Origin of the sequence: Haloterrigena salifodinae (assembly GCF_003977755.1) — an archaeon.
Taxonomy (GTDB): Archaea; Halobacteriota; Halobacteria; order Halobacteriales; family Natrialbaceae; genus Haloterrigena; species Haloterrigena salifodinae.
Genome location: NZ_RQWN01000003.1, coordinates 543,871 through 563,408, shown reverse-complemented (window position 1 = coordinate 563,408; position 19,538 = coordinate 543,871). Strand labels below are relative to the sequence as shown.

The 19,538-nt window shown below is 65.3% G+C and carries 25 protein-coding genes and 1 tRNA gene; 11 read left to right on the top strand and 15 right to left on the bottom strand.

The window, feature by feature from the left end; translation table 11 throughout:
* Nucleotides 1-40: 40 nt before the first annotated feature.
* Together EH209_RS17300 and EH209_RS17295 are read right to left on the bottom strand one after the other, a co-directional pair.
* Nucleotides 41-862, bottom strand: coding sequence for an iron-sulfur cluster assembly protein (locus EH209_RS17300; protein ID WP_126664092.1), 822 nt, complete (start codon nt 860-862; stop codon nt 41-43).
* Nucleotides 862-1,926, bottom strand: coding sequence for an amidohydrolase family protein (locus tag EH209_RS17295; RefSeq protein WP_126664091.1), 1,065 nt, complete (start codon nt 1,924-1,926; stop codon nt 862-864). Before EH209_RS17295 ends, EH209_RS17300 begins: the two co-directional genes overlap by 1 nt.
* 186 nt (nt 1,927-2,112) lie before the next feature.
* Here EH209_RS17295 and EH209_RS17290 point away from each other — a divergent pair, with 186 nt between their 5' ends.
* On the top strand, nt 2,113-3,156 hold the full coding sequence (locus tag EH209_RS17290) for an NAD(P)-dependent alcohol dehydrogenase (RefSeq protein WP_126664090.1): 1,044 nt from the start codon (nt 2,113-2,115) through the stop codon (nt 3,154-3,156).
* A gap of 192 nt (nt 3,157-3,348) precedes the next feature.
* Here EH209_RS17290 and EH209_RS17285 read toward each other — a convergent pair whose 3' ends face one another.
* A complete protein-coding gene (locus EH209_RS17285; RefSeq protein ID WP_249038828.1) occupies nt 3,349-3,498 on the bottom strand; it encodes a hypothetical protein in 150 nt (49 codons plus the stop codon).
* Nucleotides 3,499-3,725: 227 nt separating this feature from the next.
* Between EH209_RS17285 and EH209_RS17280 the strand changes: the two genes are divergently transcribed.
* A complete protein-coding gene (locus EH209_RS17280) occupies nt 3,726-5,096 on the top strand; it encodes an oxidoreductase (protein ID WP_126664088.1) in 1,371 nt (456 codons plus the stop codon).
* Nucleotide 5,097: 1 nt separating this feature from the next.
* On the opposite strand, the gene EH209_RS17275 is transcribed toward EH209_RS17280, so the two are convergent.
* The 3 genes from EH209_RS17275 to EH209_RS24685 all read right to left on the bottom strand — a co-directional run bounded on the left by EH209_RS17275 (nt 5,098) and on the right by EH209_RS24685 (nt 6,297).
* Complete coding sequence (locus tag EH209_RS17275) at nt 5,098-5,808, bottom strand: rhodanese-like domain-containing protein (RefSeq protein WP_126664087.1); 711 nt, start codon at nt 5,806-5,808, stop codon at nt 5,098-5,100.
* 130 nt (nt 5,809-5,938) lie between these two features.
* A tRNA-Gln gene (locus EH209_RS17270) sits at nt 5,939-6,011 on the bottom strand.
* A gap of 133 nt (nt 6,012-6,144) precedes the next feature.
* A complete protein-coding gene (locus EH209_RS24685) occupies nt 6,145-6,297 on the bottom strand; it encodes a hypothetical protein (protein ID WP_249038827.1) in 153 nt (50 codons plus the stop codon).
* Nucleotides 6,298-6,726: 429 nt separating this feature from the next.
* Here EH209_RS24685 and EH209_RS17260 point away from each other — a divergent pair, with 429 nt between their 5' ends.
* From EH209_RS17260 to cysE, 3 genes are all read left to right on the top strand, one after another.
* Entirely contained in the window at nt 6,727-7,317 is a 591-nt protein-coding gene (locus EH209_RS17260; RefSeq protein WP_126664086.1) for an IMP cyclohydrolase, read from the top strand.
* A 391-nt stretch (nt 7,318-7,708) separates the two neighbouring features.
* Nucleotides 7,709-8,377: a metallophosphoesterase family protein gene (locus EH209_RS17255; RefSeq protein ID WP_126664085.1), complete on the top strand. Its 669-nt coding sequence runs from the start codon at nt 7,709-7,711 to the stop codon at nt 8,375-8,377.
* Nucleotides 8,378-8,594: 217 nt separating this feature from the next.
* Nucleotides 8,595-9,104 (top strand): serine O-acetyltransferase, encoded by a 510-nt coding sequence (gene cysE, locus EH209_RS17250; protein WP_126664084.1) that lies wholly within the window; start codon nt 8,595-8,597, stop codon nt 9,102-9,104.
* Between the two features lie 51 nt (nt 9,105-9,155).
* On the opposite strand, the gene EH209_RS17245 is transcribed toward cysE, so the two are convergent.
* Nucleotides 9,156-9,527 carry a hypothetical protein gene (locus EH209_RS17245; protein WP_126664083.1) on the bottom strand — a complete coding sequence of 124 codons (372 nt, stop codon included), beginning with the start codon at nt 9,525-9,527 and terminating at the stop codon, nt 9,156-9,158.
* 94 nt (nt 9,528-9,621) lie between these two features.
* Nucleotides 9,622-11,016 (bottom strand): phosphoglucomutase/phosphomannomutase family protein, encoded by a 1,395-nt coding sequence (locus tag EH209_RS17240; RefSeq protein ID WP_126664082.1) that lies wholly within the window; start codon nt 11,014-11,016, stop codon nt 9,622-9,624.
* A 146-nt stretch (nt 11,017-11,162) separates the two neighbouring features.
* Here EH209_RS17240 and EH209_RS17235 point away from each other — a divergent pair, with 146 nt between their 5' ends.
* Nucleotides 11,163-11,762, top strand: coding sequence for an NADPH-dependent FMN reductase (locus EH209_RS17235; RefSeq protein WP_126664081.1), 600 nt, complete (start codon nt 11,163-11,165; stop codon nt 11,760-11,762).
* Nucleotides 11,763-11,802: 40 nt separating this feature from the next.
* On the opposite strand, the gene EH209_RS17230 is transcribed toward EH209_RS17235, so the two are convergent.
* The 4 genes from EH209_RS17230 to larB all read right to left on the bottom strand — a co-directional run bounded on the left by EH209_RS17230 (nt 11,803) and on the right by larB (nt 14,341).
* Complete coding sequence (locus EH209_RS17230) at nt 11,803-12,825, bottom strand: hypothetical protein (RefSeq protein ID WP_126664080.1); 1,023 nt, start codon at nt 12,823-12,825, stop codon at nt 11,803-11,805.
* A gap of 146 nt (nt 12,826-12,971) precedes the next feature.
* On the bottom strand, nt 12,972-13,226 hold the full coding sequence (locus EH209_RS17225; RefSeq protein ID WP_126664079.1) for a GIY-YIG nuclease family protein: 255 nt from the start codon (nt 13,224-13,226) through the stop codon (nt 12,972-12,974).
* 79 nt (nt 13,227-13,305) lie between these two features.
* Entirely contained in the window at nt 13,306-13,455 is a 150-nt protein-coding gene (locus EH209_RS24185; RefSeq protein WP_008893295.1) for a DUF7563 family protein, read from the bottom strand.
* 112 nt (nt 13,456-13,567) lie between these two features.
* Nucleotides 13,568-14,341 carry a nickel pincer cofactor biosynthesis protein LarB gene (gene larB / locus EH209_RS17220; protein WP_126664078.1) on the bottom strand — a complete coding sequence of 258 codons (774 nt, stop codon included), beginning with the start codon at nt 14,339-14,341 and terminating at the stop codon, nt 13,568-13,570.
* A gap of 274 nt (nt 14,342-14,615) precedes the next feature.
* On the opposite strand from larB, the gene EH209_RS17215 reads away from it, so the two are divergent.
* The 3 genes from EH209_RS17215 to EH209_RS17205 all read left to right on the top strand — a co-directional run bounded on the left by EH209_RS17215 (nt 14,616) and on the right by EH209_RS17205 (nt 15,869).
* Complete coding sequence (locus EH209_RS17215) at nt 14,616-14,783, top strand: DUF1931 family protein (RefSeq protein WP_005578700.1); 168 nt, start codon at nt 14,616-14,618, stop codon at nt 14,781-14,783.
* Nucleotides 14,784-14,908: 125 nt separating this feature from the next.
* Nucleotides 14,909-15,346, top strand: a complete 438-nt coding sequence (locus EH209_RS17210; RefSeq protein WP_126664077.1) for a hypothetical protein — start codon at nt 14,909-14,911, stop codon at nt 15,344-15,346.
* A 79-nt stretch (nt 15,347-15,425) separates the two neighbouring features.
* The gene (locus EH209_RS17205; protein WP_126664076.1) at nt 15,426-15,869 is read left to right on the top strand and encodes a hypothetical protein; all 444 of its coding nucleotides are present in this window, start codon (nt 15,426-15,428) and stop codon (nt 15,867-15,869) included.
* Here EH209_RS17205 and rpiA read toward each other — a convergent pair.
* From rpiA to EH209_RS17190, 3 genes are all read right to left on the bottom strand, one after another.
* Nucleotides 15,863-16,570 carry a ribose-5-phosphate isomerase RpiA gene (gene rpiA, locus EH209_RS17200; RefSeq protein ID WP_126664075.1) on the bottom strand — a complete coding sequence of 236 codons (708 nt, stop codon included), beginning with the start codon at nt 16,568-16,570 and terminating at the stop codon, nt 15,863-15,865. The two genes, EH209_RS17205 and rpiA, sit on opposite strands and share 7 nt — an antisense overlap.
* Nucleotides 16,571-16,635: 65 nt before the next feature.
* Complete coding sequence (locus EH209_RS17195; RefSeq protein ID WP_126664074.1) at nt 16,636-17,487, bottom strand: ABC transporter permease; 852 nt, start codon at nt 17,485-17,487, stop codon at nt 16,636-16,638.
* Complete coding sequence (locus EH209_RS17190) at nt 17,484-18,416, bottom strand: ABC transporter ATP-binding protein (RefSeq protein ID WP_126664073.1); 933 nt, start codon at nt 18,414-18,416, stop codon at nt 17,484-17,486. The genes EH209_RS17195 and EH209_RS17190 overlap by 4 nt, the downstream gene beginning before the upstream one ends.
* A gap of 322 nt (nt 18,417-18,738) precedes the next feature.
* Here EH209_RS17190 and EH209_RS17185 point away from each other — a divergent pair, with 322 nt between their 5' ends.
* Both EH209_RS17185 and EH209_RS17180 read left to right on the top strand, forming a co-directional pair.
* Nucleotides 18,739-19,065, top strand: coding sequence for a hypothetical protein (locus EH209_RS17185; RefSeq protein WP_126664072.1), 327 nt, complete (start codon nt 18,739-18,741; stop codon nt 19,063-19,065).
* Between the two features lie 61 nt (nt 19,066-19,126).
* A complete protein-coding gene (locus tag EH209_RS17180) occupies nt 19,127-19,534 on the top strand; it encodes a DUF5788 family protein (RefSeq protein ID WP_126664071.1) in 408 nt (135 codons plus the stop codon).
* Nucleotides 19,535-19,538 lie beyond the last annotated feature (4 nt).

Here is a 19,538-nt window from a genome sequence, read left to right as displayed (position 1 = left end):
TCGGTATCGGGCGAGAGCGGAAATCGCGCTCGGCGGCACTTCAGTCGTCCGCGGGTTCCTCGAGCCGTTCCTCTCTCGCCTCCCGGAGGCCGTCGCAGATACCGCCCTGACTCGACATGTTGACCTGCGCCAGCCGGCCCCGCTGGTGGACGAGGTCGAACGAGTTGGCGTCGATCGGCTCGCCCTCGGGCGTCCGGAACAACACGTCGTCCGGCCCCGAGACGAGGTCGGTCTCGCGGGCTTTCTCGAGGTAGCGTTCGATCGGTTCCGCGGGAACGCTGACCGCGAACGAGCGGTCGCGGACGTAGACGGCGACCGCCTCGGTCGCGTCGGCGGTCGCGCCAACCGCGGCATCGTCTCCGTCCGCTTCGGGCCGCTTGAGGTCGCGGGGGCGGAGGGCAACGATCGCCTCGGCGTCGAGTCCGGCCTCGAGCAGCGTTTCGACCGCGTCGTACTGGCGAGCCACCCGAGCCTTCTCGTCGAGTTCCGCGCGGACCGCCGCGACGTCGCCGTCGGCGTCCGGAAATGCCTCGGCGAACGAGAGTTCCTCGTTGACGCCGCGGTTGATCTCCGCTTCGTGCATGTGTTCGCGGAGCGTGATCCGGGCCGCCTCGACCGCTGAGAGCGACTCGACTTCGTCGCGGGCGTCGACGGCCATCATCCAGGCGAAGGCGGGCGAACACCACGCCGTCGGGAGCGTGAATTCGACCGCGACGCGGTCGCCGTCAATCTCGATCCGATCGACGTACTCGAGTTCGATGATCGAGCGGTCGAGTTCTGGATCGGTGACGCGGTCCAGTCGGTCGCGGACGGCCGTCCGCGAGGGCGCGGACATCGAACCGTCGGATTCGGTCCCGGTCATCAGTCGTCGGCCGCCGCGGGTTCCTCGCTGGCGTAGTGGTCCCCGAGATCGAACTCCAGACTGATCTCGTCGTCTTGGAACTGACGGCGCTTCTCCTCGATGTCGACGTCGTAGAGTTCGGCGGCGTTCTCGCCCATGACCTTCTTCTTCGTCTCGAGGTCCCACTCGACGCCATACTCCATGCGGTGTTCCTGCGTGAGTTCGGCCTCGAGGACTTCCTCGACGAGCCAGTCGGGATTCCACAGCGCGTAGTCCGAGCCGAACAGGATGCGATCCTCGCCGAGCCACCAGAGGAGTTCGGACATGATTTCGGAGAACTTGCCCGGCCTGTTCTGGGCGAACGGCGCGGCGACCGCCAGTCCGCCGTAGACGTTGTTCTCCTGAGCGGCGATCCAGCAGAAGTCATCGAGGCGGGGGAGTCCGACGTGCTCGACGATGAAGTTGAGTTCGGGGAACGACGAGGCTGCGTCGTCGACGTCCGCCACGTCGAAGGCGTCGCGGTTCAGCGGCCGGATGGTCGGCCCCTTGTGGGCGTGGATGTTCTCGATCCCCAGTTCCGAACACTTCTCCAGGAACTCGAAGGCTTCCTCGTCGTCGAGGCGCCACCCCTTCGACTCGCCGCGCCACTCGGCGGTGTAGAGCTTGACCCCCGGAATGTCGTACGTCTCGTGGAGGTCCTCGAGGTACTCGAGTCCCTCGTCGCCGTCACGCGGATCGAAGGAGCCGTTGAGCACGAATCGTTCGGGATACTCGGTCGCGAGCTCGGCGTTCTGTTCGGTAGTGTTGAACCCCTCGACATAGAAGTCCGAGAGGTACGTCGGCTGGAAGATCGCCATGTCCGCGGCGGCGTTGCCGAACAGGTCCTCGACCATCCGGTCGGGGCCGTACTTTCGGTACTCCTCCATGCTCCACTCCCGCTCCTCCGGTGTGAACGTCGTGTGGTAGTCGTAGAAGCACTGGATGAACTCTTCCCCACCGTCGTGATCGATGTTCTCCGTCGTGGCGTCCCACAGGTGGACGTGCGCGTCGATGACGAAGATCTCCTCCCCGTTGTGCTGATACATGCCACAGTGTATGTCGTTACCATTCCACATTACTCTTTTTCAGACACGACTGAGTTACGCATTCACACCAGTTTTCTCGGCCTAAATGAGCGTACTCTGAAGATAATATCAATATCTGAATATTCACACAAGCCGATATTGGTGGGGAATGTTATCACGAATGGCGGTGAACTGTGACGCGATTCCATGCAGGCAGCCAGACTCCACGAGTACACCGACGAGATGAGCGAGGCGCTGCGGATCGAGGAGATCGACCGCCCCGACCTCGAGCGATCGGATCAGGTACTGGTCGAGGTCGAGGGCGCGGGGTGGTGCCAGACGGACAACCACATCATCGAAGGGATGTGGGAAGACTACGCGCCCCAGGACCTACCGATGACGCTGGGCCACGAGAACGCCGGCGTCGTCGCCGAGACGGGCGAGGAGGTGACGCTGGTCGAGGAGGGCGACCCGGTGATCTGTCATCCCGTCCAGACCTGTGGCATCTGTCGCCCCTGCCGGCTCGGCGAGGACATGTACTGCGAGAACAGCGCGTTCAACGGGCTCACCACCGACGGCGGCTTCGCGGAGTACCTGCAGACCAACGAGCGCGCGGTGATCCCGCTGCCTGACAGCGTCGATCCGACCGAGATCGCCCCCCACGCCGACGCGGGGATCACGGCCTATCACGCAGTCAAGAAGGCCGTCGACGAACTGAACCCCGGCGACACCTGCGTCGTCGTCGGCGTCGGCGGCCTCGGCCACATCGGCCTCCAGTGTCTCGAGGCGATGAGCGCCGCCGACATCGTCGCTGCCGACATCAAAGACGAGGCCCTCGAGCTGGCCGAAGAACTGGGCGCCCGTCACACCGTCAACTCCGCCGAGGAAGACCTCGCGGACGCGATCGGGGACCTGACCGACGACGAGGGCGCCCGACAGGTAATCGACTTCGTCGGAAGCGACGAGACGACCGGGCTCGCAGCCGACGTCGTCGCCGCCGGCGGCGACCACCACATCGTCGGCTACGGCGGCCACATCCACGAACCCAGCCAGGCGCTCGTCGACGGCGAGTTCTCGTTCCGTGGGACGCTGGTCGGCAAGTACGCCGAACTCCAGGAGCTCGTCGCGCTCGTCGACCGCGGCGACGTCGAACTGCGAACCCAACGCCACGATCTCTCGGACATCAACACGGTCGCCGAACGGCTCGAGCACAACGAGATCGAGGGCCGAGCGGTGATCCAGCCGCCGTGACGAGATCGGCAGGTGCATCCGCCGCTTCCGATGGAACCGGCCCACCAGATCCGAACGCCGATAGCGATCCGTTCGCTCTTCCGGCGACGCGCTATCGCCTCGGCGATTCCGGACACCACGAAAGAACGTCGCGGCGCGCGTTAGACGATCGATCCCTCGGCTCGACGGCGGTTCGGGCCGTTCCGCGGCCGATCAGAGCGTGGGCCGCGACCACTCCTCGTCGGAACCGTGCTGCTCGAACCGGGTCCCCTGCCCGCACTCGGGACAGCTGTACTGCCGGAACTCGATCTCCTGTCCGACGATCGGAATGGTCGTCGTGCTCCCCGCGCCCCGGAACTTCATCTCGGTTCTACACCGCGAATAGATGGGTTGCTCCGTAACTGGCTCGTTTTCGACGGACATCACCACCACTGTTCTATGATAACACCAGACATACAATAGGCGTTCGCGTCCGTGTTTGTCTGCCGAACCCCATCGCCGTCGAACCGGTGCCCCTCGACCGTTCGGGACCGACACCACCGCGTCTCGATCGGCGCTACGCTCTTGTAGGGCCCCCTGATACGCCCTATATGGCCACCCTCGAGGACCCCATCGAGATCGGCGGTGTCACGATCCCCAACCGGCTCTACCGCGCGCCGCTGCTCGAGTGTGCGGGCAACGGGCCCGACGCAGTCGACGTCCTGATCGACGACCTCGAGCCGGCCGCCGAGTCGGGCGTCGGCCTGATCTGTCAGGGCGCGACGATCGTCCGCGGCGACGGCGGCTGCGCCGCGCCGGGGATGACCCGCGTCCACGATCCCGACTTCGTGAAGCGACTGTCCCGACTCACGGAGCGGATCCACGATCACGGGAGCCGGATCTTCGTGCAACTCGAACACGGCGGCCTCCGGAGCATGGAGACCTGGCACGCCGAGTACCGCCGAGAGCATCCTGACCTCGAGCAACTCGCGGTCTCGCGACCGCCGTGGCAGCTGCGGCTGCTCGACCGACTCGGGTTTCTCTCCTACGACCCGCACGTCCTCTCGACCGACGAGGTGTACGACCTGGCAGCCGATTTCGGACGAGCGGCGGCGTCTGCGGTCGACGCCGGCTACGACGGTATTCACCTTGCGGGGGCCAACATGGGCATCGTCCAGCAGTTCCTGTCGCCCTTTTACAACCAACGGGACGACGAGTTCGGGGGGAGTCCGGAGGCGCGACTCGAGTTCCTCGCCGTCGTCCACGACGAGATCCGCGAGCGGGCCGGCGACGTCCCGCTGATGACCAAAGTCCCCGCGGAGACGCCCACCCCGCCCGCGCCCGTCGTTCGCCGGAAGCTGTCACTCGAGGACGGCATCGAGATCGCCCGTCGACTCGAGAAAATCGGCTACGACGCGGTCGTGCCGGTTCAGACGTCGGTCGTCTGGGACATGAGCATCGTCCGCGGGGCGTATCCGGAGCGGGCGTGGACCAATGAGGGGTTACAAGCGGAGTACGACGCCGCGTTCGGCGGCGCGACGCGAAAGCGACTCGTCTCGCTGGCCAACCGAATTCAGTCGCTACAGTACGACTTCGAGCCGACGTGGAACGAAGAGTTCTGTCGGCGCGTTCGCGAGCGGGTGTCGATCCCCGTACTGGCGGAGGGGGGGATTCGCGAGCGCGAAGAGATGGACCAGCTACTGGGAAGTGTGAACAACGAGAGTGACAACCCTGACACACCAGTCTGCGATATGGTCGGCATGGCCCGGCCCTTCTACGCCGAACCGCGGCTTGGGGCGCGGCTGCTCGAGAGCGGGACTGGCGGCAACAAGAACGAACGGACGCGCGTTCTCTGTGAGAGCTGTAACAACTGTACCGTGCCGCAGGTCACGGGTGCCCCCGGCATCTGTCGGACGCCGGACGTGCTTCGAGCGCGGGGCGAACTCGAGCGCGAGGGGGCGTACGAACGGCCTGAATCGTAACTTACCCGGAGACGGTTCCGTTCGTCAGTTCCTCGAGGGTTCCCTTGACGGTGTAGTCGGGCGCCTCGACGCTGAACTGCGAGTCCGTCGACCCCGCGAAGTGGAGCTGGAGCGTGTACGAGCCGTCATCTTGAATCGGCGCCACTTCGCTGCGGTTCGCATCGATTTGATTGAGAGCGACCATCTGCCCTGCGTACTCGGAATCAGTCGTCCCGTCGATCTCGTACAGTTTCCATTCGGCGTCGACGTTCGGCCCCTCGAGCGGGTAGCCGCGGTCTCTCCACCCGCGGAGTCCCTCGTCGATCGCGTACGTGTGTTCGTATCCCGAATCGATCAGTGAGGCGGCGCGCTGGGACGACAGGTGGTGTGGACACGCACAGTAGGTGACGATCCGGGTGTCTTTCGACCATTCCTCGACTGGATCGTCATCGATATCGCCCGCCGCCTTTGCCGGCGAGAAGACGGCGCTTTCGATTCGCATTTCGTCGTACTGAGACCGACCGCGCGCATCTACGAATCGCGCCTCGTCGTTTTTGTACCACTTGTAGGCGTCGTCGACGGGAACGAGCGGAACGTCGACGCCGCTGGGCGTGGAGTACAGTTCGTAGTCGAATTCGTTGGCCGCGGTCGCATCGCTATTGTTACTGAGACAGCCCGCAACTACGCCCACCGTCGTCGTCCCGCTGACGGCGAGGAACGTCCGTCGGTTCATATTCGACCACTAGCATGGACGATGAGATAGGGCTTCTGGTGACGGAAGGTACTCGTCGGACCCCCTTGTTTCGGGTGGAAATCGATAGCAGTAACCGAGGAAGGTACTCGAGTCGAAAGACCGGAAGGAGTAGTCCATGCTGGATTCGAACCAGCGTCGAAGCCCCCAGAAGGCTTCAGGATTGGCCACTACCCTAATGGACTATACATGTTTCGCCGGTCTCGATTACCGACGACGTACCCATTTGTAGTCGGGGTTCATATTAGAGTGTTACGAACTCGACCGGGTTCGATATGAGAACGCGTCTCAGTCCATTCCGATCCCTTACCGCGATTTTCACGACGGCGGATCGGCATGTTCGACGCGGTGGCAGTTCGCACAGAGGACGACGCAACGTTCGATCTCCTCGCGAATACTGACTTTCGAGTGGCCGTTGACCACCATCGTCGCGATTCCGTGTTCCTTCTCACCCGGATGGTGGAAATCCAAGCACGGTGGTCTCCCTTCACCACACCGGTCGCACTCGCAGTGTCGTTCCTTGTACGTGTAGAGCTACTTTCGGATTTCTGCCCGACGGCGATCTTTTCGCTCGATTTGCGCTTTTCGGTTCTTGTAGTACCAGCGCTGTTGGCCCGTGAGTTCCTCCCACGCTCCGTCATCAGGGATCTCGACCCAGTCCGGTTTCGGCTGGACGGGGTGGTCACCGGTCGCACACAGATCGAACGTCTCCAACCACACCTGCTCTTTCGCCGCGTTTCAGCAGCCCAAGACGTCCATAATCGTCGCGGCTGCCGGCGTCAATCCCAACTCCTCGTACTGTGTGCTTTCGTCGGCGACTCACCGAGGCGCTCGACGGCCTCTCGCAGCGCCTCGAGCCAAACCGGTATTCCTTTTTCCCGGTCGCGCGCACGCTCGAGTATGTACGTCGGACGATTCGTCGTCGTCGGCCCCGAGGGTGGCGCCTACCGCGTCTCCTCGAGATCGTTCCCGAACCGCAAGCTCACCGCTCGAGACGAGGCCCTGACCGTGGGCCCCACCGAGGACGCCCCCGAGACGGACAATCCCTACGTCTCGTACAACTGCCTGCGCGTCGTCGAGACGCCGACGGGCGAGACGGCGGCCTTCGGCAACGGCTCGCACGTCGATCCGATCGCGGAGAAACTCGAGTTGGGCTACCCCGCCCGCGACGCCCTCGCGGAGAGCCTGCTCGCGCTGGACTACGAAAAGGACGACTACGACACGCCCCGCATCGCGGCGACGATCGGCGACGGCGGCGAGGCGCTGATCGGCACGGTTCGGAAGGACGCGCTGCTTGTCGAGACCGTCGACGAGCCGACGCTGGTCGCGACCTACGAGAAGAACGCTCCCGAGCCGATCGACTTCGAGGCCGAGAGCGCGGCCGAAGCGGCGAGCGAAGCGTACGACCTCGAGTTCGAACACGCGGTCTGTGCGGCTGGCGTCGTCCGGACCGACGACGGCTTCGAGACGGCGATCGAGAACGGCGACTGATCAGTTCCTCGAGACCCCGAATCGATTCGTTTGGATCTGGTGTTGTGGAGGCACTACGCGAACTGGTTATCGAAGCTGGAAGCAGCGGCGTCGATCGGTAGCGTTCTGCTATCGTGGCAGTGAGGAATAGCCACTCCCTCCCCAACCGATTCGCTCACTCCTGACAGTCGTTCGCTCATCCACCGGAAGACGCTTCACATCTTCCAAGCCATTCGCTCGTGCTACTCGCGAAAACCTCGCACGGTGTCGGCACCCGTCCTCGAGAGCACTCGGACGGGCGCCAGCGTGCGCCACCGCACAAAGGAGACCACTCTCGTTGGAACAAGGATCGTCCGGCAACCGCAGAGCGCTCGGCCAACCTACAAATCCCTCGCGCCGGTTAGCTTCGAGCATGGAAGTCGGACTCATCTCGGACGTCCACAGCAACCGGGTCGCCCTCGAGGCCGTCCTCGAGGATATGCCCCCCGTCGACGAACTGCTCTGTGCCGGCGACGTGGTCGGCTACAACCCGTGGCCCGCAGAGTGCGTCGACGAACTCCGCGAGCGGGACGTGCCGACGGTGATGGGCAACCACGATGCTGCGGTCGCCGCGACCACCCCGTTTCGCTTCAACGGGATGGCAAAGGCGGGCGTCGAACACGCGAAGAAGCGCCTCGGCGACGACCAGTTGGCGTGGCTCGAGTCCCTGCCTGCCGAGCGCCTCGAGTGCGACGGGCGGGTGAAACTCGTCCACGGTCACCCGGACGATCCTGACCGATACACCCGCTATACGTATCCGGACGAGTTCTCGCCGCGGCTGCTCGGCGACGAGGACGTCCTCGTGCTCGGCCACACCCACGTCCAGGGCGTCGAGAAGTTCGCGGAGGGGATCGTCGTCAACCCGGGCAGCGTCGGCCAGCCCCGCGACGGCGACCCGCGGGCGGGCTACGCCGTCGTCGACCTCGACGCGCTGACCGTCGAGACCCACCGCCTCGAGTACGATATCGAGGCCGTGCAGGCGGCCGTCACGGAGTCGGGGCTCCCCGAACGGATCGGTCAGCGACTCGCCCGCGGGAAGTAATGGAGCGCCGGTCGGACCCGGCTGCGGGGAAACGAACCCTTTTAGGCTCCCTCGCCGGTATGCCCAGATATGGTATTTGCCGGCCACACCGGGCGTACCGACAGGGAGTATCCTCGTCGCGACAGTGGCCGGTGTTGCTGTCGGCCGCGTCTTCGCGGAAAATCGCGCCGCCAGCATCGCGTTGGGACCGCTCTGGCCGCGAACAATCGGGTGAGCGATGTTTCGGCGGATTCGTGAGGACGTCCAGGCGATGGCCGCCCGCGACCCCGCGGCGACGGGCCGACTCGAGGTCCTCTGCTGTTATCCGGGTCTCCACGCCGTCTGGGCGCACCTGCTGCTCCACCGGCTCTGGAACGCCGGCTTCGAACTCACCGCGCGGCTGTTGTCCAACGTCGTGCGACTGCTGACCGGCGTCGAGATCCACCCGGGCGCGACGGTCGGGAAGCGGGTGACGATCGACCACGGCATGGGCGTCGTAATCGGCCAGACGGCCGATATCGGCGACGACGTCCACATGTACCACGGCGTCACGCTCGGCGGCGATACGAACGAACCGGTCAAGCGCCATCCAACCGTCGAGGACGGCGTTCAAATCGGCGCGAACGCGACGCTGCTCGGCGATATCACGATCGGCGAGGATGCGGCCATCGGCGCGGGATCGGTCGTCACGGACGACGTCGAACCGGGCGCGACGGTCGCCGGCATCCCGGCGGAACGCGTCGACTGAGCGACGTCGCGAACGGAAAACGGAGCGCGGACCGCTCGAACTGTTCGACTTTTACTGCTGATCGCCGCTTACCACGCCGTCCGAGCCCGCCGGCTCCTCCGACGACGGAACGCCCTCTTCGGTCTCGGCGTCGCTGGCGGACTCGCCGGGCGCCTCCTCGCTTAACGTCTCGTCGGGAGCGGAGCGGTAGCCGAGTTCGAGGTGAAGTTTCGCCGTGCAGTCGAAGGCCTCCTCGTCGAGTTCGGTCTCGTCTTCCTGTTGGTTCATGTAACCGTTACAGCGGCCGTGTTTGACGATATTCATCAGCGACGCCGCGGAGCCACACTCCGGGCAGTCGATGTAGTAGTTGCCCTCGTCGTTTTGGTGCCACGCGTCGGGCGTGAGTTCCATGTACGTGGCGTCCTCGTGATCGCGTTGGCTCATAGGCGTACAAAACGGACCGACGCGGGTAAAGAAGGGCCCGGAAGTCGCAACCCGGCCGTCGGCTCGAGGATCGAGAACCGGTTCGAAGCGACGCTCAGACCAGCGGTTCGACCAGTTCTTCGCCGGCCTCGAGCAGTTCTGCGACTCGCTGCTCGTCCTCGGCCTCGGCGTAGACCCGAAGGACGGGCTCGGTTCCGCTGGGACGGATCAGCAGCCACGAGCCGTCGGCGAGCTGGAGTTTGAAGCCGTCGGCGGTGTTGACGCCGTCGACGGCGGTTCCCGCCACGTCGTCGGGAATCTCCGCCTCGAGGTCCTCGAGCACGCGGGCCTTCTCCTCGTCGGGACAGGCCACGCTGATCTTGTCCTGGACGACGGTACCGTGTTCGGAGAGGAGCCGGTCGACGCGGTCGTCCAGCGGTTCGTCGGCGTGCATCGCGGCCGCGAGCAAGGCCATCAAAACGCCGTCCTTCTCGCGGACGTGGCCGCGGACGGTGAAGCCGCCTGACTCCTCCCCGCCGACGAGGGCGTCGTATTCGCCCATCGCGTCGGCGACCCACTTGAAGCCGACCGGCACCTCGTGGACGGTCTCGTCATGGGCCTCGGCGACGCGGTCGATCAGGAACGTCGTGGAGACGGTCCGGACGACCGCTCCCGCGTCGTTCTCGAGCAGGTAGTCGTAGAGCGCGGCGAAGAAGAGGTTCTCGTCGAGATAACCGCGTTCAGGGGTGACGATGGCGATCCGATCGGCGTCGCCGTCGTTGGCGACGCCGAGGTCGGGGCCGGCGTCGTCGTCGGTGACCAGGTCGATCAGCGTCTCCAGGTTCTCGGGAGCCGGTTCGGGTGCCCCGCCGCCGAACTCGGGGTCGCGTTCGCAGCGCAGGCACTCGAGCGATGCGCCGGCTCGCTCCAGGAGGGCGTCGGTCGTCCCGCGGCCGCTGCCGTGCATGGCGTCGTAGGCGACGGTCTGCCCCGAGAGGTCGGTACTGCCCGTGACCGATTCGACGAGCTCGAGGGCGGCGTCGGCGTGGGGCGTAACGAGATCGACCTCCTCGACGGTTCCGTGCTCGGCCCCCGGGAGCGGCTCGGGTTCGGCGAGTCGCTCCGCGATGGCGTCGGTTACTTCGGGGAGCGCCGGCGCGCCGTCCTGCGGAATGAACTTCACGCCGTTGTACTCCGGCGGGTTGTGCGAGGCGGTGATGGCGAACCCGCCGATCAGATCGCGCTCGACGATGGCGTGGGCAACCAGCGGCGTCGGCCGGTCGCGCTCGGGCATCACGACGTCGAATCCGTTGACACACAGCACGCGCGCCAGTTCTTCGGCGAATCCGCGGGAACTCTCACGGGCGTCGTATCCGACCGCGACCGTCCCCTCGAGACCCTCGTCGGTCAGATACGTTGCGACCGCCTGTCCGACCATCCGGACCCGCGGCGTCGTGAACTCGTCGAGCGTCGCCCGCCAGCCGTCGGTGCCGAAGCTGATCGACTCCATATGCGTGCGTCTACGTCGGCGGCGAAAAAAGCGACGCCATTCCGCGGACGCGGTCGGGGCGGACGACCGGCCCCGGCGCAATCGGACCGACTCGCGGCTGGTGGTTCCGGCACTGCTGTTTTCCCGCCGCCGATCGTAGGGACGATATGAGCCAGACGCCCTCCGTCGTCGCCGTCAGCGGCAGTCTCCGGGACGAGAGCTACACTCGAACTGCGCTGCAGTACGCGTTACGGGCCGCCGCCGACGCGGGCGCCGAGACGACGCTGCTCGACCTCCGAGAACGGGACCTGCCCGTGTACGACCCCGACCGCGACCTCGAGGACCAGGGCGACGCCGCGGCCGCGACGCGACTCGTCCGCGAGGCCGACGCCGTCGCGCTCGGAACGCCGGTCTACCACGGCTCCTACTCGGGGGCGCTGAAGAACTTCCACGACTACTGCGGGTTCGATGAGTACGAGGAGACGACCGTCGGCCTGCTGGCGACCGCCGGCGGCGGCAGCTACGGCTCGACGCTCGATCACCTCCGCATTACGGTTCGAGGCGTCCACGGGTGGGTCCTCCCCCACCAGGTCGGCCTCCGAAACGCCTCGGGGAAGTTCGAGGCCGATCCCGAGGCCATCGACGGCCGCCGGTTCCGCGATCCCAGCCTGCAGGATCGGGTGGAAAAACTCGGTCGAAACCTCGTCGAGTACGCCTTCATCGACCCCAGCGTCACGTCGGCACAGTCCGCGGCGGGCGACGACTGAGACTGAAGACGACCCCGCGAGGGACGACGCGACGCCCCCTTCAGACGTCGACAGCGTCGAGTCGCTGTTCGAACAGCCGCTCGCCGGTCTCGTCGCAAGTCACGGCGAAGACCTCGTGTGAGGTACAGCAGGACTCGACCGTTTCCTCGCTCATGCTGATCTCGCCGCCGGTCGGGCACGTCTCGAGAAACATCCGGAGCCCGTTGAGGATCTGACCCTTCAGCTCGGGGTCGTGAACTTCCCAGTCGTCGGTCCACTCGGCGAGCGCGCGGCTGGCGCCGACGTCGGCGAGCAGCGCGGCCTGGGACGGCCAGCGGCCGGCGATCCCCCGCTCGGATCGCAGGACGCGGACGTCCTCGCGGACGTCGAGTTCGAACTCGTCGGAGTCGGCGTCGGCGTCGAACCCGAACGCGTCGACGGCGGCCGCGACCTCGAGGCCCGACTCCTCGACGGTCTCGATCGCCTCGAGCCAGGCGGACTCGAACGCGTCGGTGAGACAGAGGTCGTCCTCCTCAGCGCAGGGCTCTAGGACCTCGTGGTCGAGGAAGTACGTCTCGAGGTTGGCGACGGGTTCGTCAGCGGAGTCGACCGCGTCCGCTTCGGCGGTCGATTCGTCGGCGGCCGCGCTCGACTCGGCGGACTGGTCGTCGTCGGTGGTGCTGGCGTTTGCGGCGGTCTCCGCGACGTCCGTGTTGTCCTTGCCGGAGCGGGCGTCCGAGTCGGACGACAGCGAGTCAGATCGGTCGGTCGCAGTCCCCGCGGTACCGTCGACGGCGCCGAGCCCGCTGGCGATCTCCGGTTCGGGTTCCTTGCCGAACCAGCGGAGCACTTCCGACGGGAGGTACCGCTTGGTCAGCGTCGGCGTTCCGGGGACGAGATACCCCCGAACGTAGATGAGCGCGATCGATACTCCGACCGCGAGCGCGCCGCCGAGCCTGGATTTGCGCGCGATCAGCGACCCGGCCACGGCGGCGATAGCCAGATTCAGTATCGTACACGGCTCGCACCGGTTCTCGCCGGTGTACTCCGGCTGTTTGAGGTCGTCGACGATTTCGAGATCCATTTCGTTCTCACAAGGGGGCGCCGATAGTATCTATTTTTCGGGATGTCTCGGGAGAATACTAACGCGGACGCGTCCGGACCCACTTTCCCCTCGAGGCAGCGGGTCTGAGACTCTCTGTCTCTCTCGAGGTAGACGAGATTAGCCTCTCACTCGAGGCCGACGAGACGTTCCTTCTCCCGGCGGGAGAGCTGTTTGATCTCGTACTCTCGAGACATCGCGGCCGACCGCGACTCGTGGCGCTCGTGGTAGCGCAGTTCGACAGGCGCGCGGCCGCGCGTGTACTTCGCGCCCTCGCCGGCGTCGTGTTCGGCGACCCGCCGCTCTAAGTCCGTCGTGTAACCGGTGTAGAGCGAGCCGTCGGCGCACTCGAGGACGTAGACGACGTGGTCGGCCTCGGTCATGGGCGATCGATCGAAACGGAACGTAAAAAGCGTCACGCTGCAGGGGGCGCGTGGTCGTCGATCGCGATGCTCCGTGGGATCAGGCGCCGCGCGCGCGCTCTCTGGCGGCTTGTTCGATCCCGGCGTTGGCCGAACAGCTCACGCAGGCGCGGATCTCGCCGTTTTCGTCGGCGAACACGCGTGCGAACCGTTCGGAGACGTGTGCGCCGCAATGGTCACAAGTTGGCATTGGATACTGGTCACACCGGCCAGAGCCGGTATGCAAAGCTACCCAGTGCATAGGTAAATATCCTTCTCCAAACACCGTTTGGCCTTCCGGTATCGAGATATATTTTTGCAGGTTAGTTAGATCGGCCGTCGTCGCGGGCGCCGTTGATCGCGCGAGCGATCAGCGTCGCCTGGGCGCCGGCGACGAAGCCCGCGTCGATGTTGACGACCGAGAGGACGGTACACGACTGGAGCAGTCCCGCGAGTGCGGCCTCGCCGTCGCCCCCGTGGCCGTAGCCGCTCGAGACGGGGACGGCGATGACCGGCGTATCGACGAGGCCGGCGATCACCGTCGGAAGCGCCCCTTCCCGGCCAGCAGCGACGATCAGGACGTCCGCCTCGCAGAGCCGATCGACCTGATCGAGCGTCCGGTTCAGCGCTGCGACGCCGATGTCGTCGATCCGGTCGATCGTCGCTCCCGCGTCGGCGCAGACGACCTCCGCCTCGTCGGCGACGGGGCCGTCGACGGTCCCCGCCGTCACGATCCCGACCGTCGCCTCGAGCGACGGCGGCTCGTAGTCGGCCGCCAGCACCCGAACCGTCGACCCTCGGCGCTCGAGGGTCGCGTCGGGAAACGTCTCCTCGAGACTCGCCTCGAGGGCCTCGACCTGACGGTCATCGGCGCGAGTCACGAGCGCTCGTCCGGTCGTCTCGAGGGCGGTTTCCGCGAGTGCGACGACCTGTGGAGCCGACTTCCCCTCGGCGAGGATGGCCTCCGGAATGCCGCGGCGCTGCTTTCGAGCCGCGTCGAATCGTCCGGCCTCGCCGGTGACGTATCCTCTGAGTTGTGCTTCTGCCGCTGACGGCGAAAGCGAGCCGTCAGCGACGGCCTCGAGCAGTTCGCGCATACGCCCAGTCGTGGGCGAACGTACTCCAATGCGTCGACCCGTTCGAACGCGTTTTGGTCCCACGTATCAAACGAAAGCGCGCGCGAGCGGACTCACAGCGCGCGCGAGTCGTATTTGCCGCCTCGACGAGGGTCGAATCGCGGCCGGTGACTCATCAGACATATATTTTCCGGTGGTGTCGGGTGTCGAAACAGGCATAGCAACCGCTGCAACCCCCGTATTCCGGATTTCAACCAGAGCATTTATATTGGGTAAAGCGGAAGCGGTAAATCGTATGGCAGACCTTATCGTCAAAGCCGCCGTGAAGGAAGCGCTCGATGACAAGAACGTCGCCTCGGACTTCTACGAAGCACTCGACGAGGAAGTCGACGAGCTTCTCGAGGACGCTGCGCGACGAGCCGAAGCGAACGACCGGAAGACGGTCCAGCCCCGCGACCTGTAAGGTTCGCCACAGAAGTATTTTTTATCGCCGATAAATTTCGAGTAGCGACGGCGCCCGATCTGCAAGCGGCGAGCCGTTGCCGACTCGAGTTTTTTGACGCTGGCACTGGTAGCAGTTGATCGAGGATGCTTCGGAAACTGTTGATCGGCTTCGGCTGTTTCGAGATCGTCAGACCGGAACCCGTCATGGACATGTGCGAGCGGATCGGCCTGGAAAACCCAGACGAGGCGAAGCTACGCCCGCAGGCACTGTGGGGTGCGCGCCTCGAGGGGCTCCTGTTCGTCTGGTTGCTGGTCCGCGGTCGGGAGGGAACGACGGCCGGCAGCGCACTGCTCGGGCTGGCCGGCGCCGTCTTGGTACTGCTCCCGCAGCCGGTTATCGAACTCAGCCAGCGCGTCGTCTACGAGAACACGGACGACCTCGAGTTGAAGCCGTGGATCGAGCCGGCGGCGCGAGCCCTCGGTGCGCTCTACCTGCTCGTCGTCGTCCTGTCGATGCGCAGCGCCGAGGCGACCGAAAGCGACGAGGTACTGCCCGAGATCGAATCGAAGTCAACGGCGTAACGACCGTCGACACTCCCTGATTCGGTCCGCAGCGGACCGCCCGCGAACCGTTTTGTGACCGGCGCGCGAACGAGTTCGTATGCGACGATCCCTCGCCTTTGGGCTCGGACTGCTCATAGCTCTCGCTCCGGAGCGAATCGTCGAGTCCGCCGAACGGCTCGCCTTCGAGAACCCCCACGCCGGCCGGCTGCGACCGTGGACGCTCCCGATCGGCCGACTCGAGGGCCTGCTGGTTGCCTGGCTGGCCGGTCGCCGATCCGACGGGACGACCGTTCTCGAACCACTCGTCGCCGGGCTGGGCGTCGTCCTCGCGCTGGCACCGCGAACGGCGCTTCGACTCGGCCTCCGAACGGCCTACGAGAATCCGACGGAACTCGAGGTGAAACCGTGGGTGGTTCCGGCGACGCGACTCGCTGGAGCGTGTTATCTGGTCGCCGGACTGTTCGCGGGTCGCGGAGCCGCGCCGAAAGACGACGGCCGCGAGCGAGCCGCTATCGGCGAGTCGCCGAGCGCCGATCAGTAGTCGCGAACCTCGACGCCGTCGTCCGTCCCGACGTAGGTCGCGTCGGCCAGCCCGACGAACAGCCCGTGTTCGACGACGCCGGGAAGCCGCGAGAGCCGGGTCGCCAGGGTCTCGGGGTCGTCGATCGACCCGAACGCGCAGTCGAGGACGAGGTTTCCGTTATCGGTCACGACCGGACCGTCCTTGCCCTCGGCCTCTCGGAGCGTCGGCTCGCCGCCGACATCGCGAACGCGATCGGCGACGACCGTGTGGGCGTCGGGGATGACTTCGATCGGGACCGATCGCTCGAGCGTCGGCGCGAGTTTCGAGGGGTCGGCGACGACGACGAATCGGTCGGCCGCTGCATCGACCAGTTTCTCGCGCGTGTGCGCGGCGCCTCCGCCCTTGATCAGCGCGCCGTAGCCGTCGGCCGCGGGGTCGTCGGCCACCTGATCGGCGCCGTCGATCGCGAGGTCGACCCCCTCGACCGCGTCCAGCGTCGTCAGTTCGATCCCGACCTCGAGGGCCAGTCGGCGCGACTGGAAGGAGGTCGGAATTCCCCGGATCTCGAGGCCGTCGTCGACGGCCCGGCCGAGCGCCTCGATCGCGTACGCGGTCGTCGAACCGGTGCCGAGCCCGACGACGAACCCGTCCGCGACGTCTTCGGCGGCGCGTTCGCCGGCCCGTCGTTTCGCCGCGTCGGAACCGCCTGCCGTCTTCATGGCTACTACGGCGCGGGGCGACGGCAAAAACGTTGTACTCTCGAGTCGGTCGGTAGTCGTTCGCCTCAGAGATCGGTGCGACTGAACCGCCAGACGCCGAGTCCGAGCGGGACGAGCGCCCAGAGCGCCAGCAAGACGAAGCCGAACCACGGCTCAGCGATCATCGGGAGGTCCTCAATACCGTACGCGCTCGCCATCGTAAGGGCGGATTCGTCGAAGACAGCGCCCAGCGCGGAGCCGTAGGCGGCGTCCGGCGAGATCGAGGCCAGTCCGATGTACCAGTTCGGATACTGTTCGGGAATGAGCGTGCCCTCGACGTAGTACAATAGGGCCTGTAGCAGGAACGACCAGACGATCCAGAAGAATATGATCAGTCCGAACGCGCCGACCGCCGCCCGGGTCGTCGAGCGCGTCAACGAGGAGATACCGATCCCCAGACAGACGTAGACGAGGCCGAGCAGCATCGTTATCAGCGTAAACAGGAGGTAGTCGACGATCGAGACGGAGCCGACGAAGGCGACGAGACCGCCCAGCCCGACGGCAAACCCGATCAGAATCGACGCGGCCACGACGGCCGAGCGGCCGAGCACCTTCCCGAACACGACGTTGCTGCGCGTGTGCGGGAGGCCGAGCAGGAACTTCAGGCTCCCGCTCTCGCGCTCGCCGCAGATCGCCTTGTAACTAACCATCAGCGCGATAATCGGGACGAGAAAGCTCGCGGGCGTCTGCAGGGCGAGAACCAGTTGGATCGTCGTCTCCGCGCCTTCGCCGAGTTCCGCGCCGAACATCTCCCCGAACTCCGCGCCGAGGTACGCGCCCCCGAGCGTGAACAGGGCGAAGACCGCCGTCATCACCATCAGCTTGCGCGATCGGACGGCGTCCTCGAACTCCTTTTTCGCGACGGTGACCGCGCTCATTGCCGCACCCCCTGGGCGTCGCCCTCGGTGTACGCCATAAACAGCTCCTCGAGCGACGATTCGTCGGTCGCGAAGTCGTCGACGGTGACGCCGCACTCCTCGATCGCTCGGAGGACGGCCGACTTCGCCCGATTCTCGCAGGTCACGACGAGCGTCGTGCCGTCAGCCGACACCTCGGAGACGCCGTCGACCGACCGGACCGCCTCGAGGGCCCCGGCCGTGTCGTCGGGAACCCGATCGAGTTCGACGCGAAGCCGAGTCCGTTCGGGCATCGAGTCCCGGAGCCCCTCGATGGTGTCCTCGGCGACGAGGTGCCCGTCTCGAAGGATGCCGACGCGGTCACAGATCGCCTCGACCTGCCCGAGGATGTGCGACGAGAAGAAGACGGTCGCGCCCCGGCGGTTCTCCTCGCGGATGATCTCGCGCATCTCGCGGGCGGCGTTGGGGTCGAGTCCCGTCGAGGGCTCGTCCAGAATGAGGAGGTCGGGCTCGCCGACCAGCGCTGTCGCGAGCATGAGCCGCTGGGCCATCCCCTTCGAGTAGCCGCCGGCCTTCCGATCGGCCGCGTCGGCGATTCCGACACGCTCGAGCAGGGCCTCGGGGTCGTCGTCGGCTCCTTTCGATTCGATGGCGAACTCGACGTGTTTGCGGCCGGTCAGGCGGTCGTAAGTCTCGACGCCCTCGGGGAGGATGCCGGTCCGAGTGCGGATCTCGAGGGTCTCCGCTCGAGCGTCGAGGCCGAAGACGCGCACCTCGCCCGTTGTGGGGCGGATGAAGTCCAGGATCAGATTGATCGTCGTCGACTTCCCGGCGCCGTTGGGGCCGAGGAAGCCGTAGATCTCGCCGGACTGGACCGTGAGATCCAGCCCCTCGAGGGCTGTTTCCGACCCGTACCGCTTCGTTACATTAGAGAGCTCGATTGTTGTCACGATATTAATTTATTTTCACTTAATACATATAAACTTTGTTTGTATAATAGGATCGCTATCACAGAGATCCCGATAAAACGGACAAATGCTTTTGTACCATCATTTCCGCCAGAATCAGACATGGGCGCCCCACAAATACTATATTCTATAGCCATCTTCGATCTATTTAGATAGTAATATACGAAAGAAATATATCTTCGGTCTATGATCTTACAGTTAGAGCGAATATGGATACGATATCCCCGCGAACAACTGATCGATACGATTGCGGCCGCCAGCAGCGGCACAACGCTCGAGCGAATTTCGGAGTGGAGGTGGTGGCATGATCGATCTCGCGCTCGTGCCCTTACAGGCCGGCGGAGAGATACCGGGCATGGAGTACGTGCTCATCGGAAGGGTCATCGCACTACTCATCGGACTCGGGGTCGGTTACTGGGTTTACAAGGACGCTTCGAAGCGCGGAAACAACGAATTGCTCTGGGCGATCGGTGTCGGGGCGTTGCTGGCTCTGCTCTTTCCGATCGGGCTCATCGCCCTCATTGCGTACATCATCATTCGTGGCGACGTGATCGAGGAGGAGTCGAGGACAGCCGAGACGACAGGCGACAATTGGGGATCGTCAGACGAGACGACAGGCGACGACTGGTAGCAACGGACGGATCGGGACGCTGATCGTGATTTCACCAATATTACAAGAATAACGCACCATCATGAACGCCGCTGAACGACGCGACCTCATCGAGCGCGTCAATCGCCAGAGCGCGACGATCGGGCAAGAACTCCCCGAGACGATCACCGTTGGCGACGACGACCTTCCCCTCGAGGAGTTCCTCATCGAGACCCGGAAAGTCGAAGGCATCCCCGACGACGCGAAGCCGCTGGTCCAGGAGACCGAGCGGGAGCTGGCAGCCGAGCGGAAACGCCTCGTCGAGCGCCTCGAGTCGGCCCCCATCGATCGCGAGGAAGGCGAGGAGCTCGTCGAGACGATCGTCGGGATCGACCGCGCACGAAACGCCCTCAAGAGCCTCCGACGCGAGCGGTTCGGCGCCGAGGCCCGCTCGGCGACGCTGGACGATCACGAGCGCTGGCTCGAGTTCGTGGACGCAATCCGCCGCTAGTACT

What these genes read in the sequence shown, in the direction of transcription:
- EH209_RS17180 (WP_126664071.1), top strand. Translation starts at nt 19,127, where the DNA reads ATGAACGCCGCTGAACGACGCGACCTCATCGAGCGCGTCAATCGCCAG.
- EH209_RS17230 (WP_126664080.1), bottom strand. Translation starts at nt 12,825, where the DNA reads ATGGATCTCGAAATCGTCGACGACCTCAAACAGCCGGAGTACACCGGC.
- EH209_RS24185 (WP_008893295.1), bottom strand. Translation starts at nt 13,455, where the DNA reads ATGCCAACTTGTGACCATTGCGGCGCACACGTCTCCGAACGGTTCGCA.
- EH209_RS17245 (WP_126664083.1), bottom strand. Translation starts at nt 9,527, where the DNA reads ATGAGCCAACGCGATCACGAGGACGCCACGTACATGGAACTCACGCCC.
- cysE (WP_126664084.1), top strand. Translation starts at nt 8,595, where the DNA reads ATGTTTCGGCGGATTCGTGAGGACGTCCAGGCGATGGCCGCCCGCGAC.
- EH209_RS17210 (WP_126664077.1), top strand. Translation starts at nt 14,909, where the DNA reads ATGCTTCGGAAACTGTTGATCGGCTTCGGCTGTTTCGAGATCGTCAGA.
- EH209_RS17235 (WP_126664081.1), top strand. Translation starts at nt 11,163, where the DNA reads ATGAGCCAGACGCCCTCCGTCGTCGCCGTCAGCGGCAGTCTCCGGGAC.
- EH209_RS17300 (WP_126664092.1), bottom strand. Translation starts at nt 862, where the DNA reads ATGACCGGGACCGAATCCGACGGTTCGATGTCCGCGCCCTCGCGGACG.
- EH209_RS17275 (WP_126664087.1), bottom strand. Translation starts at nt 5,808, where the DNA reads ATGAACCGACGGACGTTCCTCGCCGTCAGCGGGACGACGACGGTGGGC.
- larB (WP_126664078.1), bottom strand. Translation starts at nt 14,341, where the DNA reads ATGCGCGAACTGCTCGAGGCCGTCGCTGACGGCTCGCTTTCGCCGTCA.
- EH209_RS17205 (WP_126664076.1), top strand. Translation starts at nt 15,426, where the DNA reads ATGCGACGATCCCTCGCCTTTGGGCTCGGACTGCTCATAGCTCTCGCT.
- EH209_RS17255 (WP_126664085.1), top strand. Translation starts at nt 7,709, where the DNA reads ATGGAAGTCGGACTCATCTCGGACGTCCACAGCAACCGGGTCGCCCTC.
- EH209_RS17285 (WP_249038828.1), bottom strand. Translation starts at nt 3,498, where the DNA reads ATGAAGTTCCGGGGCGCGGGGAGCACGACGACCATTCCGATCGTCGGA.
- EH209_RS17260 (WP_126664086.1), top strand. Translation starts at nt 6,727, where the DNA reads ATGTACGTCGGACGATTCGTCGTCGTCGGCCCCGAGGGTGGCGCCTAC.
- EH209_RS17280 (WP_126664088.1), top strand. Translation starts at nt 3,726, where the DNA reads ATGGCCACCCTCGAGGACCCCATCGAGATCGGCGGTGTCACGATCCCC.
- EH209_RS17290 (WP_126664090.1), top strand. Translation starts at nt 2,113, where the DNA reads ATGCAGGCAGCCAGACTCCACGAGTACACCGACGAGATGAGCGAGGCG.
- EH209_RS17225 (WP_126664079.1), bottom strand. Translation starts at nt 13,226, where the DNA reads ATGACCGAGGCCGACCACGTCGTCTACGTCCTCGAGTGCGCCGACGGC.
- EH209_RS17240 (WP_126664082.1), bottom strand. Translation starts at nt 11,016, where the DNA reads ATGGAGTCGATCAGCTTCGGCACCGACGGCTGGCGGGCGACGCTCGAC.
- EH209_RS17185 (WP_126664072.1), top strand. Translation starts at nt 18,739, where the DNA reads ATGATCGATCTCGCGCTCGTGCCCTTACAGGCCGGCGGAGAGATACCG.
- EH209_RS17295 (WP_126664091.1), bottom strand. Translation starts at nt 1,926, where the DNA reads ATGTATCAGCACAACGGGGAGGAGATCTTCGTCATCGACGCGCACGTC.
- EH209_RS17215 (WP_005578700.1), top strand. Translation starts at nt 14,616, where the DNA reads ATGGCAGACCTTATCGTCAAAGCCGCCGTGAAGGAAGCGCTCGATGAC.
- rpiA (WP_126664075.1), bottom strand. Translation starts at nt 16,570, where the DNA reads ATGAAGACGGCAGGCGGTTCCGACGCGGCGAAACGACGGGCCGGCGAA.
- EH209_RS17195 (WP_126664074.1), bottom strand. Translation starts at nt 17,487, where the DNA reads ATGAGCGCGGTCACCGTCGCGAAAAAGGAGTTCGAGGACGCCGTCCGA.